Annotated in this window: 21 protein-coding genes; 5 read left to right on the top strand and 16 right to left on the bottom strand. The window is 68.1% G+C overall.

The window, feature by feature from the left end:
- Nucleotides 1–120: 120 nt before the first annotated feature.
- The 14 genes from AB0H32_RS14940 to AB0H32_RS14875 all read right to left on the bottom strand — a co-directional run bounded on the left by AB0H32_RS14940 (nt 121) and on the right by AB0H32_RS14875 (nt 8,712).
- Entirely contained in the window at nt 121–1,023 is a 903-nt protein-coding gene (locus tag AB0H32_RS14940) for a bifunctional DNA primase/polymerase (RefSeq protein ID WP_361119472.1), read from the bottom strand.
- An 84-nt stretch (nt 1,024–1,107) separates the two neighbouring features.
- Nucleotides 1,108–1,647, bottom strand: a complete 540-nt coding sequence (locus AB0H32_RS14935) for a hypothetical protein (RefSeq protein ID WP_361119470.1) — start codon at nt 1,645–1,647, stop codon at nt 1,108–1,110.
- A gap of 11 nt (nt 1,648–1,658) precedes the next feature.
- A complete protein-coding gene (locus AB0H32_RS14930; protein ID WP_361119468.1) occupies nt 1,659–1,847 on the bottom strand; it encodes a hypothetical protein in 189 nt (62 codons plus the stop codon).
- 413 nt (nt 1,848–2,260) lie between these two features.
- Nucleotides 2,261–4,342, bottom strand: coding sequence for a cell division protein FtsK (locus AB0H32_RS14925; RefSeq protein WP_361119466.1), 2,082 nt, complete (start codon nt 4,340–4,342; stop codon nt 2,261–2,263).
- 91 nt (nt 4,343–4,433) lie between these two features.
- Nucleotides 4,434–4,631 carry a DUF6257 family protein gene (locus tag AB0H32_RS14920; RefSeq protein ID WP_361119464.1) on the bottom strand — a complete coding sequence of 66 codons (198 nt, stop codon included), beginning with the start codon at nt 4,629–4,631 and terminating at the stop codon, nt 4,434–4,436.
- 79 nt (nt 4,632–4,710) lie between these two features.
- Nucleotides 4,711–5,088: a DUF6251 family protein gene (locus AB0H32_RS14915; RefSeq protein ID WP_361119462.1), complete on the bottom strand. Its 378-nt coding sequence runs from the start codon at nt 5,086–5,088 to the stop codon at nt 4,711–4,713.
- Complete coding sequence (locus AB0H32_RS14910; RefSeq protein WP_361119460.1) at nt 5,072–5,419, bottom strand: RRQRL motif-containing zinc-binding protein; 348 nt, start codon at nt 5,417–5,419, stop codon at nt 5,072–5,074. Before AB0H32_RS14910 ends, AB0H32_RS14915 begins: the two co-directional genes overlap by 17 nt.
- A complete protein-coding gene (locus AB0H32_RS14905) occupies nt 5,419–6,279 on the bottom strand; it encodes a protein spdB (RefSeq protein ID WP_361119459.1) in 861 nt (286 codons plus the stop codon). Before AB0H32_RS14905 ends, AB0H32_RS14910 begins: the two co-directional genes overlap by 1 nt.
- Nucleotides 6,276–6,884, bottom strand: a complete 609-nt coding sequence (locus AB0H32_RS14900; protein ID WP_361119457.1) for a GGDEF domain-containing protein — start codon at nt 6,882–6,884, stop codon at nt 6,276–6,278. The genes AB0H32_RS14905 and AB0H32_RS14900 overlap by 4 nt, the downstream gene beginning before the upstream one ends.
- Before the next feature lie 68 nt (nt 6,885–6,952).
- On the bottom strand, nt 6,953–7,405 hold the full coding sequence (locus tag AB0H32_RS14895) for a Pycsar system effector family protein (RefSeq protein ID WP_361119455.1): 453 nt from the start codon (nt 7,403–7,405) through the stop codon (nt 6,953–6,955).
- Nucleotides 7,402–7,671 carry a DUF6284 family protein gene (locus AB0H32_RS14890; protein WP_361119453.1) on the bottom strand — a complete coding sequence of 90 codons (270 nt, stop codon included), beginning with the start codon at nt 7,669–7,671 and terminating at the stop codon, nt 7,402–7,404. Before AB0H32_RS14890 ends, AB0H32_RS14895 begins: the two co-directional genes overlap by 4 nt.
- 91 nt (nt 7,672–7,762) lie before the next feature.
- Nucleotides 7,763–7,981 (bottom strand): hypothetical protein, encoded by a 219-nt coding sequence (locus AB0H32_RS14885; RefSeq protein WP_361119451.1) that lies wholly within the window; start codon nt 7,979–7,981, stop codon nt 7,763–7,765.
- A 130-nt stretch (nt 7,982–8,111) separates the two neighbouring features.
- Nucleotides 8,112–8,492: an RNase adapter RapZ gene (locus AB0H32_RS14880; RefSeq protein WP_361119449.1), complete on the bottom strand. Its 381-nt coding sequence runs from the start codon at nt 8,490–8,492 to the stop codon at nt 8,112–8,114.
- Between the two features lie 43 nt (nt 8,493–8,535).
- Nucleotides 8,536–8,712 (bottom strand): hypothetical protein, encoded by a 177-nt coding sequence (locus AB0H32_RS14875; RefSeq protein ID WP_361119447.1) that lies wholly within the window; start codon nt 8,710–8,712, stop codon nt 8,536–8,538.
- 474 nt (nt 8,713–9,186) lie between these two features.
- Here AB0H32_RS14875 and AB0H32_RS14870 point away from each other — a divergent pair, with 474 nt between their 5' ends.
- Both AB0H32_RS14870 and AB0H32_RS14865 read left to right on the top strand, forming a co-directional pair.
- Complete coding sequence (locus tag AB0H32_RS14870; protein WP_361119445.1) at nt 9,187–9,567, top strand: GntR family transcriptional regulator; 381 nt, start codon at nt 9,187–9,189, stop codon at nt 9,565–9,567.
- A gap of 158 nt (nt 9,568–9,725) precedes the next feature.
- Nucleotides 9,726–10,973: an XRE family transcriptional regulator gene (locus AB0H32_RS14865; protein ID WP_361119443.1), complete on the top strand. Its 1,248-nt coding sequence runs from the start codon at nt 9,726–9,728 to the stop codon at nt 10,971–10,973.
- A 65-nt stretch (nt 10,974–11,038) separates the two neighbouring features.
- Here AB0H32_RS14865 and AB0H32_RS14860 read toward each other — a convergent pair whose 3' ends face one another.
- Nucleotides 11,039–12,127, bottom strand: a complete 1,089-nt coding sequence (locus AB0H32_RS14860) for an XRE family transcriptional regulator (protein ID WP_361119441.1) — start codon at nt 12,125–12,127, stop codon at nt 11,039–11,041.
- 35 nt (nt 12,128–12,162) lie between these two features.
- Nucleotides 12,163–12,813, bottom strand: a complete 651-nt coding sequence (locus tag AB0H32_RS14855; RefSeq protein ID WP_361119439.1) for a hypothetical protein — start codon at nt 12,811–12,813, stop codon at nt 12,163–12,165.
- A 237-nt stretch (nt 12,814–13,050) separates the two neighbouring features.
- Between AB0H32_RS14855 and AB0H32_RS14850 the strand changes: the two genes are divergently transcribed.
- From AB0H32_RS14850 to AB0H32_RS14840, 3 genes are all read left to right on the top strand, one after another.
- The gene (locus tag AB0H32_RS14850; protein WP_361119437.1) at nt 13,051–13,425 is read left to right on the top strand and encodes a hypothetical protein; all 375 of its coding nucleotides are present in this window, start codon (nt 13,051–13,053) and stop codon (nt 13,423–13,425) included.
- Nucleotides 13,422–14,084, top strand: coding sequence for a hypothetical protein (locus AB0H32_RS14845; protein WP_361119435.1), 663 nt, complete (start codon nt 13,422–13,424; stop codon nt 14,082–14,084). The genes AB0H32_RS14850 and AB0H32_RS14845 overlap by 4 nt, the downstream gene beginning before the upstream one ends.
- Before the next feature lie 102 nt (nt 14,085–14,186).
- Nucleotides 14,187–14,618 carry a hypothetical protein gene (locus AB0H32_RS14840; RefSeq protein ID WP_361119433.1) on the top strand — a complete coding sequence of 144 codons (432 nt, stop codon included), beginning with the start codon at nt 14,187–14,189 and terminating at the stop codon, nt 14,616–14,618.
- Nucleotides 14,619–14,996: the final 378 nt, after the last annotated feature.

Below are 14,996 nucleotides of genomic sequence, written 5' to 3'. Positions count from 1 at the left end.
CGCCCTTACGGGCGACGCCCTTCGGCTCGCCCAAGGCCACCCGAGGAGCGGAGGGTTCGGCGACGTGCGGGCCGGTGACTGCCGGGGGTTGGCCTTCCAAGGGAGGGGTGGCGGGGATGGTCATGCCGCCTCCCGAGGTCGGGCCTTGCGAATGGAGCTGTCCAGGGCGCTGCGGATCGTGGTGCGGCACTCGGCAGCGGTGAGCCCCGCCCTTTCGCCGATCCCTTGGAAGGCCTCCTCTGCCACGTGCCGGGGGAGGTCGCCCCACGCGACGAACCGCCCCACCTTGAAGGCGCACCGGTTCAAGGTGAGGTTGCGCTGGCCCTCCGGTGCTGCGGCCACGACGGCGCATTCGGCTTCCAGCGCGGCCAGGGCGGCGCGTCTCCCGTCCACCGCAGGCAGTTTCAGGGGATCCGTGGGGCGTGTGGGGGTGGGTTGCAGGATGGTTTGGAGCCATGAGGGCAGCACGGCCGTCTCAGGGTCGCACAGCACCTCGTACCGTCCGGCGGGAGTGATGCTGCCGGCGGTGACGACGTAGCCGCCCCATGCGCGGGTGTCGACCGAATCGGCAACGGTGCCAGCCGTGTTGCCCAGCTTCAGGCCGGGAGGGGCGGTGAAGTACAGGTGCTCTCCACCGCTCGCAGTCCGCACCCGGTAGGTGGTGGGGACGGTGTGCCCGGCGCGCTCGCAGAGCGCCGCAAAGATTGCCGCGCCGCTAGGCGCGTCCGAACTGTCCTTGCCCTTGGGCACGTCCAGGTCGATCACGATCAGCCCTGAGGGGCCAGTGGCGATGCCGACGTTGAACGGGGCCCGGGACCATGCGGCGCGGATGCGGTCGGGGTCGGTGGTGGCGCGCTGCTCCCACTTCACGTGGCCGCTCGCGCATATCCCGGTAAGGGTGCAGGTCTTCTCTCCGTGCAGCGCGGGCGGCTTGCTGCCAGGCCGCAGCGGAAAGACGTGCCAGCCGCGCTCGGTAGCGGTTAAGGCCGCTTTCAGCAGCGCGGTTCGGGCGTCATGCGTCATGCTGGATGTCTCCAGTTCCTTGATGGGGTGCTGGTTTGTCAGGGCGGCCCTGTTCATTGACGTGAGGGGCCGCCCTTGGCGTAGCTACTGGTCGGGGTCCGGGTGAAGCAGGCAGCAGCCCTCGCCGAAGGCGTCACAGACGCACTTGGCCTGCAAGGCGTACTGCTGGCGGACGTAGCCCTGAGGGTCCTTCTCGGCCTGCTCAGAGAGGTGCGGCGCGATGTGCGGCCGGTCGCTTTCGAGCAGCACCAGTGCCGCCGCGAGCGCGGTTTCCCGGGCGTCGCCGTCGCTGAACAGGTCGCGCTCGTCCAGCAGGGCGATGCGGTCCAGCAGCGCGGCTTTGCGCAGGTAGAAGTCCCGGTTCAGCTCGGTGAAGCACTCGGCCGTGGCCAAGGTGCGGGCGGTCCAGCCGATTTCGCTGATGATGGTGGGCGCGAGCGCGTACGCCGCGTCCGGGGCCGGGAAAGGCTGGAAGGCGGGGCGGTGGTCGGCCGTGACGTAGAAGCGGTGCCGACCACCGCGGGCCGGGTAGTGACGCATGGTGCCAGTGCTGAACGCGGCGTCGAGCGCGCTCATGACGTGCTCGGTGTCGGCTGGGTTACAGATGATCCGGATCTCGAACACGCTCGGCCTCATTACGGGTTGGGGATGGCGTGGACGACTGCGGCGGCGAGAGTGTTGATGGGGCCGGCCGCGCCGGTGGAGGCGAGGAAGAACCCGAACATGACGGCGATGAACGCGGCGCCGGGGGTGAGGCTGTGGGAGCGCAGCAGGAAGAAGAGGACGAGTCCGAAGAGAGCGACGAGGGAGACGGTCACTGCCATGGGATGGACCTCCTGTCGGGGTCGTGACGGTGGTGGTGGGGTCGGGTTCCGGCGTGGTGGATGTCGCGTCCGGTGTTGAGGAGTCGGCGGCCGATGCGGAGCCGGTAGCGCTGCCCGCGGCAGCGGCGGCACAGCTTGAAGGTGCGGTGAGCCTGGCGGATGCCGGTGCCGGAGCACTTCCGGCACGGGGCGAACGGCCGGATCGCACATAACAGTGCGTAACCAGCAAGTGTTAGCAGGACGGCGAGGCTAGCGAGAGCCACGAGGGCTCACATCCCTTCCAGGGGCGGTTTCGGGGTGTTTCCGCAGGTGGGCCGCTAGACGCTAGTTCGCTGATCAGCGGCCGTGCGGGGTGCTAGTGGGGGTGCTAGACCTAGCGGCGGCGGCTGCTAGGTCTAGCACCGCTACTCGGGCTAGGCGGCGGCCCGATCGGCGTTACGGCGTGTAATCGCGGCGGTGATGTCGGCGCGCTTGATGCCGCGCCGGTTGGCGCCCTCGCCGTCGTCGGTGGTGCCCCAGACCTGCCCCGGCTTGATGCCCCAGGGCTTAAGGGCAGCGGTGACGTTCTCGCCCTGCCACCCGGCGTAGGTGTCGGGGCGGGCGACGGCGAGGCGGGCGGCGATGCGCTCGCACCACACGGCCTTCTCGTCGTCGGCGATGGCGTCGAGGACATCGGCGAGGATGTCGGAACCGGTTGCGGTGTTCTCCGGGCCCTTGCCGATGGCGTGGCCGGTGACGTTGCCGTACTCCTCGCGCGCCTGGCGGGCGCGGGCGACGATGCGTTCGGCGGCGACCGCGTCCACGAACGCGGAAGCGACGATGCGGGGATCGTCGCCCTCACCGGCCATCCAGCAGATCCCCCGGTCGGAGCGGGAGAACATGGTGGCCCGGTACCCCGACTTGTACATCGACGTACCGAGCACCATGTCGTTGGCGGGCTGGCCCATGACCTTCAGGCAGAACCGCAGGACGGCATTCGCGCTGATGCCGGTGGGCAGGGACTTGGCGTCGGGGCGCTGGGTGCCGAACATGGCCACGATCCCCAGGGCGGGGCCGCGCTTGACCAGGTCGGTGCAGATCGCTTCGATCTCCTTGCCGTGCTCCTCGTGCTCGAACGGCACCTGACACTCATCGAAGCCGACCACGATCGGATGCAGCCCAAGACGCTTGTCGCCGGCGAGTTCGGGGGTGACCTTCGACTCGGGGCACCGCGTGCGGGGCAGGGACTTGATGACCTTCGCCCGCCGGCGCAGTTCCTCCTTCAGCTCCCGCAGCGATTCGAGGACGTAGGCAATGTCCTCGTCTTCCTCGCCGGCGCGGTAGCGGTGGCAGACCGGTTCCAGGGCGCCGAAGTCGCCGGTGCCCTTGAAGTCGAACGCGTGGACCTCGGCACGCGGGTCGAGGGCGGCGATCAGCAGGAACAGCCGCATGAGGAAGGTCTTGCCCATGCGGGGGATGGAGCCGACGACGACGGACGCGAACATGAGCGTCACGGCCACGTCGCGCATGCGCTGGTCGTTGCCGAACACCACCGGGCGGAACAGGTCCACCGTGCCGGACTTGGCCAACGGCCAGGCGGGCTTGGTGGTCTCGTTCATCGGCTTGTCCCCCACCCACAGCACCAGTCGTCCCTCGTGCTGCTCGGAGTCGGGGGACGGCCACACACAGCCGGTCTTGCGCCGCAGACCGGAGGCCAGGGGCTTGCGGGCCTCCATGATGTCCTCCGGCGTGACGCCGTAGGGAAGGTCGAGATCAGCGCGGTAGCCGGGCCCGTCACGGACGATCTCCGAGACGAACCGCAGCCCGTTCATGTCACCGCCCTTCTTGATCGCGGCCGTGATCTTCGCGTTCCCGATGGAGTCGAGTCCGCGCAGGACGATGGAGCCGGTGAGCTTCTGCACCTCGGTCTTCAGCACCGCCGGGCCGACCACGGGGGCGTCCGGCTGCTGACCGCCCAGGCCGAGCAGCATTACCCCGCCGGCCGCGAACGTGTAGAGGAATTCGGGGGCGAGGACGTACAGGTACAGGGCGAACCCGAGCCCGAACACCGCCGCGACCAGCGTGACGAGGCCGCGCAGGCGGATGCGGCCGGCGCGGAGCCGGGCCAGGCGCATGTACTCCTCGACGTCCTCCGTGCGTACCGCGAACTCGCGCAACGGTGCCGCCTCGCGGTCCCACACCCACCGGTTCGTCTTGGCGATGAAGCGGCAGGCGCCGCGGGGCGACATGAGGGCGAGGCGTCCGGCATACACCGGCACCCGCACCCCGTGATACAGCGCGGCGTATCCGAGGTTCGCGCCCGTGTGGCGGGCGGTGGCGAGGAAGTCACGCCGGTTGGTCAGCCATCCGGCGAGGACCGGCTTGCGCTTCTCCACGCGGACTTTCGGGTCCGGCAGGGCCGGGTTGTCCACCGCGACGGGCGTCGCCGGGGCGTCGTCGTCGCGGGCGGGGTCGGGTACGGGCCGCAGGTGCGGGCCCGCCATGCTGTCCGTCATGCTGAGTACTCCTGCTGCTCGAAAGAGGGGTGGTGGGTGGCCCGGGGGCGGTCCTGTTTCCTTGGCCGGGACGGCCGCCCCCGGGGCGTAGCTACTTGCCCTTGTTGGCGCGCTCGGCGCGCCGACGGGCCTGCTCCTCGATCCGGGCGACCCTGCGCTGAAGGTCGCTCTGGTCGACCCGGCCGCCGAACTGGCGGTCGTCGGCAAGGCCACGCTTGGCCATCCGGGCGACCAACATGGCGATCCGGACCTTCTCGCCGGCGGTGAAGCGGGGCTCGTTGCTGCTCACGACTTGTTCTCCGATCCGGGCCGGGCTGTCCGGCTCCCCACAGCCCCCGGGCACACGGTCCGGGGGCCACAGGCAGCTGTCAGCGACGGCCGCGGGCGCGGCGCACGCTGCTCGCGGCGCGCTTGCCGTCTTCGCCGCCCACCGAGCGGACGACGGTGACCACACCCCACGTGCAGACGGTGGCGATCAGGGCGAGCAGGGCGAGGTTGGCGGCGATGGCGGTGAGTACGCCGACCAGCAGCGGGCCGAAGTAGACGCCGGCCGCCACCGCGCCGGCACCGACCCCGGAGCCGAGCGCGAGGCGCTGCACGGTGCGGTCCGGCGGTGCCTGGTGCACGTGCTGGTGGATGACCTGCGGGCCGCTGTAGTGCTGCGGCGGGGCGGGCAGGTGGTCGGTGTAGGCGTAGGTGCCATCCGGGAGCTGTACGACCCGGGGCACGTCAGGCAGCGATTCCATCCGTGGTCCCTTCGGGGTAGACGCACGGCATGCACATGCCGTGCGCGGCGGGGATGACGTATCCGGCGTCCCGCTCGCACTGCGGGCAGCGGCGGCGGGCGGCGTTCGCCCTGTCCAGCGCCGCCCACTTCGCCGGCGTCATGGGCCGCACGGGCTTGGCCCGGTCGACGCGGTACAGGTAGGCGATGAGCGGAGGCCGGCGGCGGCGCGGGCGTTCGAGCTGCGCAGCCACGCCCTGGCCACCCGGGCGCAGACCCTGTGCCCGGAGTTGGCGGTAGGTGGCATAGCCGTCGGGAGCCAGGCGCCACCGGAACGTCGGCAGCGTCCCCATCAGACGACTCGCTTCCACGCGGCCCGCAGGCGCATCTCGGATGCGGAGTGGCCGGCCGCGCGGAAGCGGGTGGACATCTCGCGGTAGGACAGGGCGGGATCCTCGGTGTGCCGGATCTCGTCCACCAGCGCATCAAGGGCAGCGTCGGTGAGCGCGGGCCCTGCCTCCAGGGAGAGCGCCGAAGTGGGCTCGGTGGGGCCCCACACCGGGAGTTCCCAGCGGGGTGTGACACCGGGCGTGACGCGGGTCGTCACGCTGGTCAGCGCCCTGCCAGTCTCCTCACCGGCCCGGGCCGTCTCCAGCATCGACCATGCCCGCGAGAGGGTCTTTGCTGTCTTGGCCTGGACGCGTGCGACGCGTGCCCCGGCACCCGTCACGGCGGTCAGCCGGGTCTCCTCGCTGCAGGCTTCGGCCCGCAGCCGGGCACGGGCCACGGCCGCCTCGTCCCGGGCCTCCTGCTGGATCCCCCGGATGGCATCCAGCGCCCCAGGGGTAAGCGCGGTCCGCTCCCACAGCCCGTGCACCAGCCACAGCGCCTTCGCCGCGATCGGGAGCCAGGCAACGGCCAGCCATGCGCCAGCAGAGTTGTCGGCGGTGAGCGCGTGCGCCACCAGAACGCCGGCCGCCAGCAAGCCGAAGCACCAGCCGACCCCGGTCACGACACGGCTGTGGTCGCCCTGCGCGGCCAGGCGGCGTTCGTAGGCGAGGGTGGCCAGCCATCCGCCGTCGATCCCGAGACCGACGACCAGCGCGACCAGCCACGGCACGGCCGTGCCCAGCCACATCACGACCACGGCCAGCGTGAGGACCATCGAGACCGCCGTCATCGCAACGGCGGGCAGCACGGTCTTGCCTTTCATGCCGCCTCCTCGCGGTGCGGGGTGTGGGTGCCCGGGCGTCCGGTGCGGCGCCCGGCGGTCGTCGTGCACCGCGGCTCGGCGGCACAGGGGTAGTGCCAGCCGCCCCCGCTCCGCTTGGCCGCATACATGGCTTCATCCGCCAGCCGCAGCAGCAGGGAAAGCCCGTCCGGGCCCATTCGGCGACTGTCCGGGGCAAGGTCGCTGGACAGGGTCACACCGAGAGAGGCGCCGACGGTGAAGTCCCGGCCGTCATGGCGGAACGGGGCGGTGATCGCCCCGTGCAGTCCGCTCACCAGCCACGGCAGTGCGGCCGGATCGGACAGGGCCACGGCGGCGGCGAACTCGTCACCGCCGAGCCGGGCCACGACCGCCCCGGGATGCCCGGTGAGCGCCTCGGTGAGACCCGCGGCGGTGCAGCGGATCGCCGCGTCACCCGCGGCGTGCCCGAACGTGTCATTCAGCGACTTGAAGCCGTCCAGGTCGACCAGGACCACCGCCACGTGCGGGCGGCGGGCCAGCAACCGGACCGCGCGCCGCTCGAACGGGGCCCGAGTCCACAGCCCGGACAAGGGGTCCCGCCGTGCGGCCGACAACCGGCGACGCATCCACAGCCCGTGGACACTCCACCCGGCGGCTAACGGCCCCGCGGCCGACACCGTGCTCAGCAGGCCGTTCACAGCGCACCCCCGACAGCAAGCAGAGCGGCGAGGACGAGCAGGGCGCCGCCGGCCAACGTGAGGTCGACCGCGCGGCGCAGGCAGGTGAACTTGGCCACCGCGATCCGCGACAGGCCGACGACATCCTCGGCGAGATCCTGCGACAGGGTGTCGGTGATCTCCTCGGGGTGCACGGTGGCCCACAGCGGGAAGCCACGCCCGCCGCCCAGGTGCGGGCGGACCGACCACAGCAGCAGCCCGGCCGCCACCAACAGCAGCCCCATGCCCCCGCCCGCGGACATCCGGACGGGACCAGTGAGCGGGCCGGCGGAGTGGCCGACGGTCCAGGCCCCGGCGAGTACCGCGCCGACGAACGCCAGCAGCAGACTGGTCTTGCCGTCGGTCCGCGCGATCTCCGCCTTCACCTCAGCGTGCGCAGCCTCAAGGCTCTGCCCAGTCGTGGTGGTCATGCCGCACCCCCAGGCAGGCTCGCCGTGCTGGTGCGGTTGGCCACCAACGTCCGCTCGGTGAGCACCCGGGCCAGCGTGCGGCGCGTCCGGCGGGTGTCCAGCTCGGTCGGCGTGCGGTCCAGCGTGATGATCTGTGCGTCGAGCAGGTCGACTTCCGCCAGGATCAGCGGCATCTCCTGCTCGATCGCGTCCAGTTCCGCGTTCGTCGGCTCCATGAAGTCGGCGAACGCGGTAACAGCGTCCTGAACAGTGACGATGTCCTTCATTGGGTCGTGGTTCCTCTCACAGGTGGAACGGCCCAAACAGCACCCCCGGAGCTGCAACTCCGGGGGTGCACGCCGTTATGGGGGTGGGTGGTCAGAAGGAGCGGGAGATGGTGCCGTGGTTGTCGCCCTCGATGACGGTCATGCCGGTGCCGGAGAAGGTCCGGCGGCCGGTGTCCTGGCGGTCCTGGCCGCTGTCGCCGTCGTGGATGTCGCCGTTCAGGGCGACCGGGCCGGTGTTACCCGAGATGACCACTCCAGCGACGTCGCCGCTGTGGTCGCCGGTGACGGTGATCGTGTTCTTCCTGGCCATGTTCTGCTCCTTGGGTCAGCCGGCCGGTGGTGGCCGGAGCGCCCCGGGCCGGATTCGATCCGGCGTCGTCACGGCCCCCGCCGCAGGGCGGCAGGGCCGGGGCTGGAGTGCAGGGCTCAAGGGCTGGGGGTCAGCGCTGGACCACGGGGCGGCTCATGTCCCGGTGGGTGACCGTGACCTGGTGGCCGTCCGCGCGCAGCCGCTCGGCCAGCGCGAGAGCGAACGTTGGGGCTCGGTGCCGGCCGCCCGCGCATCCGTCGGCGACGGTCACGCCTCCGGCACTCGGACCGGAAGCGAACGCGGCAACGGCGGTAGCGGTAGCCCCGACCAGGGCGGTGATGCCGGGTGTGCCGAGCACGGCGGCGCGTACCGGGGCGTCCTCGGCGGTCATGTACCGCAGCTCAGGCGATACGTGCGGGTCCCGGAAGTGGTGACGCAGGTCGATCGTGAGGTGCGCCGCGGGCGGCGCATCGTGCAGGTAACCGAACGAGACGATCTCGACAGCAGCCATGAAGGCCTCCAAGAAGGGAGATGGTCTGCGGGAGTGCTCCGGGCTAGTAGCCGCCGTTGATCTCGCGGATCTTGACGTTCTTGCCGTGCCCGTCACGGAGACGGACGAGCGTGAAGTAGTTGCCGCCGACGTCCGTGATCCGGTGCGGCTCGCCCTCGTACTGGACGTCCGTGCCGACCTGGTTCACGTTCGGGTGCTTGGGGTTCGTGATGCGATGCATGGGATCCCCTTCGAGGGTCGTTGGAGAGGGAGCCGCACCATGAAGATGCGACGCGACCGCATCAAGAACGGCCGGAGTGCCCCGGGCGGGATTCGATCCCGCGCCCTCGCGGCGGGGTACCGGGGCTGCGAATGTGTCTCCTTCAGGAGTGCCGCACCCGTATCAGGTAGCGCGGCGTGATCCCGTTGTAGGCGTATGGAGACGTGACCTTTCGGTCTAAGCCCTCCCGATTGACCAGGGTCGGGTGCGCCCTCGGCCCGCTCTGTCCCGGGCCCCTTGGGGTCGCGTCCATGGACACGGCCCCCGTTGGGTGATGCGGCCTTGCAGGTCAAGCACTTGCAGACACAGCCGGCGAAGCCCTTCCGGGCTCGACGTGCTGATGCGTAACAGCATGTACTAGCACGTACCATCGCGCAAGAGGTCCACGGAGATTCGTGCTAGGTCGTACTAGGGGTGGGTACGCTCGATGGCGTGATGAGCGCTGAAATCTCGAAAGACGACCCGAGACCGGAGTCCGAGCAGGCGGCCGACATCCTGCGGCAAGAGATCCTGCGCGGCGACATCAAGGCGGGCGCCCACGTAGGCTCCGTGCGAGATCTGGCTACGCGCTTCAAGATCTCCGGAATGACGGTGCAGCGAGCCCTTGCCATCCTCCGCGAGGATGGGCTCATCATGACCACGTCGCGCGGCAGCTACGCCCGCGATCCGCAGCAAGCCACGGACTCCAGCGGGGCGGAAGCGGTTATCGACCTCCCCGAAGTCCTCCGCCAACTCGAACATCTCACCTCCCAGGTCTCGGAACTGCGCGGCAGGCTCGAAGCGCTCGAAGGCCGCTCCGTGCCGGGTGGTGCGTGATCTGCAATCAGCATGCTGGGAACTGGAGTTGAGAGGTAAGTGACAGCCAGGGGACGGCAGAACGGAGCTGGGGACATGTCCGGTGACACCCGCCTGTCACCTTCCCTGTCCCCCCGCCTCACGCGCGAGACTCGGAGCAGGCACTCGGAGGAGGGCGCATGACCGACGACAGGCCCGCATGGGCGCGACGCATCGCGGCTGAGCGGATGGCGCGCGACTGGTCGCAGCGAGACGCAGTCAGGGCTCTGCGAGCGCACGCTCCCACGGAGCTGCCGGCGGAAGAGAGCATGATCCGCCAGTGGAAACGCTGGGAGTCGGGGCAGATGCCGAACGACTTCTACCAACCGATCATCGCGGCCCTCTTTGGCACTGTGACGCGCGCGCTGTTCCCCGCGCCCGCACGGCGGGACGGAGACAGGGAGATCCTGGCAGCGTCCGGCATGGAGACGCTGGAGATCGTGAGCCGCCTCAACCGGTCCGACGTCGACAACGCCACGCTCGATGCCCTGCGGATCACGACAGACCGGCTCGCCTCGGAGTACCCGTTCATGCCGAGCGAGCAGCTTCTCGTCGAGGGACGGCAGTGGCTGCGCCGCGTCGTCGAACTCCACACGAAGAGCCTCACGCTCGCGCAGCACCGCGAGGTTCTCGCGCTGTCCGGTTGGCTCGCGCTCCTGGTCGGCTGTGTCGAGTACGACACGGGCGCCCGCCACGCGGCCGAGTCAACACGACAGGCCGCGCTCTCGCTCGCGACTGAGGCTGACCATGCGGAGGTCGCCGGATGGGCGCACGAGATGCGGGCATGGTTCGCCCTCACGACCGGCGACTACCGCGGCGTCATCGCGGCAGCGCGGGCCGGAGCCGAGACGGCGGCGCACCACGGCGTGGCCGTGCAGCTCGCAGCCCAGGAGGCCAAGGCATGGGCGCGGATCGGGGACCGCCGGCAGGTCGAGGTGGCCTTGGACAAGGGGCGGCGGTTGCTCGAACGGATGCCGTACCCCGAGAACCTGGACAACCACTTCGTGGTGGACCCAGCCAAGTTCGACTTCTACGCGATGGACTGCTACCGCCTGGTCGGCGAAGACAAGCTTGCGCGCACGCTCGCCGAAGAGGTGCTGAGGGCGGGAACTGACTTCGACGGCACCGAGCGTTCACCGATGCGCAATGCGGAAGCGCGCGTCACGCTCGGAGTCACGGCGGCGCGTGAGGGCGACTTGGAGCAGGCACTCATCATGGGTGAGCGGGCCCTCGAAGGGGACCGCCAGTCGGTTCCGTCGCTCATCATGACCAGCCGCGAACTCGCTGCCGAGATGAAGCACCGGTATGCCGCAGAACCCGCAGCGCAGGAGTACCTCGCACGACTGCATGCGCTCGGCCAAGAGAAGCCTGGGTTCTTGCCTCAGTGAGCGCTCACAGTCCGCACCGCCACTCAAGGGCCCTTTTCCAGCGCCCGACCAGACGAATACCTGATCTACGACGTGATTAGGCGAAGATCTGGCCGCCTGCCACCGATTTCCTGTCGACCGCCGTCCAAGGCCAGCGGAACCAGGCCAAAGACGTGCAAGTTGAGTTCATCTAGTGTGAGGCTCAAGTCATGGGCCATAGCAGATGACGAGATATGATTGGCCCTGAGCGTCGTGAAAACCTTGCTCAGCAACTGAGAAGTTTCTCGCGGAATTCCGTTTGGCTCTCCGGACCTGTAGCCCATCTGCGATAGATGCTTGATCGCGTTTCTATAGCTCCATTCTGAAATTAGGTCCAAGTCTCGCAACCTGTAAGCGAGAGCTACCGCTGCCACCTTCCACTTCAATTTTGCGCTAAGGATTCTAGTGGAGTCGGCTTGGTGAAGCATTTGAGCCAGAATCCCCGCTTGTGGCATCAGGAAGGCGGAGGCGAACTTTTGCGCTTCCTGTTCCGCTTCGGGCCCGTGTGGAATCCTATGCTCGGAATGTAGGACGAGGTGCCCGAGTTCGTGCGCTGCATCGAACCTTCCGCGTTCGCCACTCTTTTCAAGGTTCAAGACAATGAATGACTTAGTCCTGTTCCAGCGGAAAGAGAATGCATCCACGGCACTGCAATCAGCAGCCAACGAGAAAACGCGGACACCGTGCGCCTCCAGAAGGTGCACCATGTTGGGGATGGGGGCTTCGCCCAGTCCCCACAGTGCGCGCACCCGTTCAGCGGCCTGCTCGGGCGCTAGATGCGGGAGAGTGGGAACGTCAGGCACCGGCAGGTCAAACCGCTCTTCAACCCACCGATTGATGTCGACCACGATCCGGCCGGCGCCGCGAGCGGCATCCCGGTCCAATGCACTGATCTTGGACAGGGCGCGGAAGCTAACGGCGTCTACTTCGATTTCCTCCACGTCGGGCGCAGCGAAGAAGGCCACTGGTAGCTCCAGTGCTTGGGCCAGTGTTTGCAAAGTCTCCGCTGTCGGATTTTTGTGCCCATTTTCGTAAGCAGTGAGGCTGCGCACCGAGATTCCTGATTCCCTGGCGAGGCTGGCAAGCGTCATGCGACGCCTTTTTCGAGCAAGTACCAACCGTGAGGAAGTCAGCATAATCTCTTCTTCTCCTGACTCGTGGAGTCTCTAGTCTACATGACCCCCTTGAACTGCACGGGCACGACCACCGCTTTCTCTACGGGGGCTTCATCGAGCTTCTTAATGTCGTACTTCGGCCCAGTTAGCGGGTTATCCGTCAGGATAATCCGCTCGCGCCAGGTATCGACATAGTCGTCGTGCATGTCAACCGGCAGGGACAGTTCGAATAGCAAACCGCTCTCGGTGGACTTGTAGAGCAGGAACCAGGTGGGAATTTCAAACAGCGGTAGCTGTTCAAAATTCCGCTGAACGAGCTGGCGAATCGCCGAACCCTTTGGATTCTTCGCCCGCACTTCACCGGACCAGCTGGCATTTTCATCCATCACCTTTCCCGCCCCGCTGATGGCGGTGATCGCCATCAGGCCGGAGGGATGGAAGGTTCTGAGGATGTTCTGGGCGTTGCTGTAGGTCCAGCCCTGACGTTGTAGCCGCTCCCGGAAGAACCGGTTCGCGCGGGACCAGAAGGTGAACCCGGCCATGCCGGGCGCGTCCAGTTGCGTGCTCAAGCGTGCCTCTGCGGCTGCACCCTTCAGCGGCTCGTACAGGTCGCTGGGGGTGAGGGCAAGCGTCCGCAGACGTTCCACAGCCTGCACGCCTATGTGGCAAACGGGTTCCATGCGGCCTCCGTCGAGGGTCGGTTCCAAGAATCGTACCTCAAATGAGGGCCGATTCTTGGAACTTGATGAAGTGCCGGTCAGCAGGTGACGGCACCTCGCCAACGCGCGTGTCGGGCGCACTTCGACCGCGTCGGGGGCGACGTGCATCGCTCGGCTCGGCGAGCGGCGGTTCCCTCGTGTCGCACTAATCCAACTCCCGGACGGACAAGCCCCGTCGGTCGTACGGTCACAGCACAGACCCACCCGAGACGACCAGGAGAGAGCGTGATCGAATACGTCGCCCGATCCGGGCCCCCGGAAGCCATGAACTGCCCGGCCTTCATCTGCGACGCATGCCGCCAACAGGTCGTCGGCGCAGGCATCGTCACCTGGGCCACAACCATCGGAGACGGCCGCAGTCGGACCCACAGCCAGTCCCCCTTGTACGTCGCCCACAAAGGCGAATGCGGACGCAAGGTCGAGGCCATGCTTCACGCCGGCTACCCGGCGAGCGACGGATGGATCGACCTGTGGGACGACATCAGCGACTTCCTCAAGCAGCTCACGCACAACGCCACCAACGCATTCACCGACGATGCCGACGGCGAATACCACCAGCACCGACTCGAAGGCGCCCGCACTAACGGGGGGATGCAGTGACAGGCAAGCAGCTCACACCGCAGAACGCGACGATCACCACCGCAACCATCCAGGTACAGGCCCTGACCATCGGCAAAAAGCAGGTCACCCTCGCTGTCTTCCGGCAGCTCGAGGACGAAGCCATCATCAAGCCCCTCGACGCTGGCTTGGCCGGCGAACCCTGGGGGCGCGTCAACTACCACCCAGACAAGTGCGCCGACGAGAAGGAGCACATCCACGTCGTCTGGCAGAAGGGCGACGAGCTGCGCCGCGCCACCGTTTACGCACCGTCAGTTGCCGCGTACAAGCACCCGACCGCCGGCCTGTACGTCGAGGCCCTCATAGCCGAAGGGCTCGATCACAGGGACCCCCGAGCCAGCAGCGCTGGGGGAGCCGATCGCATTCAGGTGGTCAAGGCTGGGCGAGAGGGCGGAGTGGGCTTCACGCGCTTCACGCATCATGGCGTGCAGTTCCACGGGCCGGTCCGGTCCGACTTCCTCACCGTGTTCCACAACCACTACTTCCGGCGCGACGAGGACGAGAACCTCTGGCACCGAGTACGGCACGTGGCCGGCCCCGAAGCTACGTCGGAGACCATCGCCGCCGACCTCCCAGCTTTCGCCTACAACACCTCGTGGCGACAGCTGAAGGATCTTCCGCAGCTGTTCATCGCGGTCTAACAGCACGACTGTTGGGCTCGACCGAATCAGGCCCAGCCGCAGAGGTTAACGGCCCAGCTCCTGGTTGAGCCGTAGAGAGCGTGTCCCATCGAAGGAGACCGAATGACCAGTAACCACGATGCGGTCGAGGACCACGTAAGCGGAGTGCGCTTCGGCGGCAAGATCCTTTCCCTGATCCCCGCGCCCGAAGGATGGTTCGTCGGCACTCAGGTAAAGCAGTACAACCGCAAGACGAAAGAGACCGTCCACGAAGAGCCCAAGGTCAGTCCACTGATCGCCTGGGTCCTAGTCGACGCGATGTTCCGGGATGGCAGCCGCGAGATCCGCGTAGAGCCAGCGTTCCTGAGCGCCACAGGAAGCGTCACACACTCATCAGCCTTCCGCTGGTCGGAAGGAGCAGGCAACGTCGACCCGGACGGCTGGAGCACGACGGTGGCCGTCGACGTGATCCCAGCACCCGGCGCCGTCGCGGACATCCCGGCCTACGGCGCAGCCCAGCCCGGTCCTTCCGAGCCTGGCGACAGCAGCGCCTGACGCACAACCGGCCGGGACCCGACCGAACCAGGCCTCGGCCACCTCCCCAGTCTCTCTAACCTCTCATCTGACCAGCGCAGATACAGCAGTCAGCCACCCAAGATGGGGGCCAAACAGGGGGCCAAACGCGGCGACTCCACCGAAACAGTCCCGGACTGTAATGGACAGTGCCGGAGCCGAACGAGCAGGTCGGCTGCCCTGAATCAAGGTCACCAGGGGCGCAATCGCGTTCGGGACGAAGAGGTCGTGGGTTCAAATCCCGCCACCCCGACAGTGCAGTACCAGGTCAGAGGCCTGATCCGCAGAGCGCCCACCCACCTGTCCCGGTGGGCCGAGCGGCACAGGAACAAGGACCACCCGCGCGGACGGGAAACGGCC

The organism is Streptomyces sp. NPDC020362 (assembly GCF_040642095.1).
GTDB lineage: Bacteria > Actinomycetota > Actinomycetes > Streptomycetales > Streptomycetaceae > Streptomyces.
Note: the sequence above shows the minus strand (reverse complement) of the source record. Positions and strands in the feature narration are given on the sequence as shown.

What these genes read in the sequence shown, in the direction of transcription:
- AB0H32_RS14940 (WP_361119472.1), bottom strand. Translation starts at nt 1,023, where the DNA reads ATGACGCATGACGCCCGAACCGCGCTGCTGAAAGCGGCCTTAACCGCT.
- AB0H32_RS14930 (WP_361119468.1), bottom strand. Translation starts at nt 1,847, where the DNA reads ATGGCAGTGACCGTCTCCCTCGTCGCTCTCTTCGGACTCGTCCTCTTC.
- AB0H32_RS14925 (WP_361119466.1), bottom strand. Translation starts at nt 4,342, where the DNA reads ATGACGGACAGCATGGCGGGCCCGCACCTGCGGCCCGTACCCGACCCC.
- AB0H32_RS14915 (WP_361119462.1), bottom strand. Translation starts at nt 5,088, where the DNA reads ATGGAATCGCTGCCTGACGTGCCCCGGGTCGTACAGCTCCCGGATGGC.
- AB0H32_RS14910 (WP_361119460.1), bottom strand. Translation starts at nt 5,419, where the DNA reads ATGGGGACGCTGCCGACGTTCCGGTGGCGCCTGGCTCCCGACGGCTAT.
- AB0H32_RS14905 (WP_361119459.1), bottom strand. Translation starts at nt 6,279, where the DNA reads ATGAAAGGCAAGACCGTGCTGCCCGCCGTTGCGATGACGGCGGTCTCG.
- AB0H32_RS14900 (WP_361119457.1), bottom strand. Translation starts at nt 6,884, where the DNA reads ATGCGTCGCCGGTTGTCGGCCGCACGGCGGGACCCCTTGTCCGGGCTG.
- AB0H32_RS14895 (WP_361119455.1), bottom strand. Translation starts at nt 7,405, where the DNA reads ATGACCACCACGACTGGGCAGAGCCTTGAGGCTGCGCACGCTGAGGTG.
- AB0H32_RS14890 (WP_361119453.1), bottom strand. Translation starts at nt 7,671, where the DNA reads ATGAAGGACATCGTCACTGTTCAGGACGCTGTTACCGCGTTCGCCGAC.
- AB0H32_RS14885 (WP_361119451.1), bottom strand. Translation starts at nt 7,981, where the DNA reads ATGGCCAGGAAGAACACGATCACCGTCACCGGCGACCACAGCGGCGAC.
- AB0H32_RS14880 (WP_361119449.1), bottom strand. Translation starts at nt 8,492, where the DNA reads ATGGCTGCTGTCGAGATCGTCTCGTTCGGTTACCTGCACGATGCGCCG.
- AB0H32_RS14875 (WP_361119447.1), bottom strand. Translation starts at nt 8,712, where the DNA reads ATGCATCGCATCACGAACCCCAAGCACCCGAACGTGAACCAGGTCGGC.
- AB0H32_RS14870 (WP_361119445.1), top strand. Translation starts at nt 9,187, where the DNA reads ATGAGCGCTGAAATCTCGAAAGACGACCCGAGACCGGAGTCCGAGCAG.
- AB0H32_RS14865 (WP_361119443.1), top strand. Translation starts at nt 9,726, where the DNA reads ATGACCGACGACAGGCCCGCATGGGCGCGACGCATCGCGGCTGAGCGG.
- AB0H32_RS14860 (WP_361119441.1), bottom strand. Translation starts at nt 12,127, where the DNA reads ATGCTGACTTCCTCACGGTTGGTACTTGCTCGAAAAAGGCGTCGCATG.
- AB0H32_RS14840 (WP_361119433.1), top strand. Translation starts at nt 14,187, where the DNA reads ATGACCAGTAACCACGATGCGGTCGAGGACCACGTAAGCGGAGTGCGC.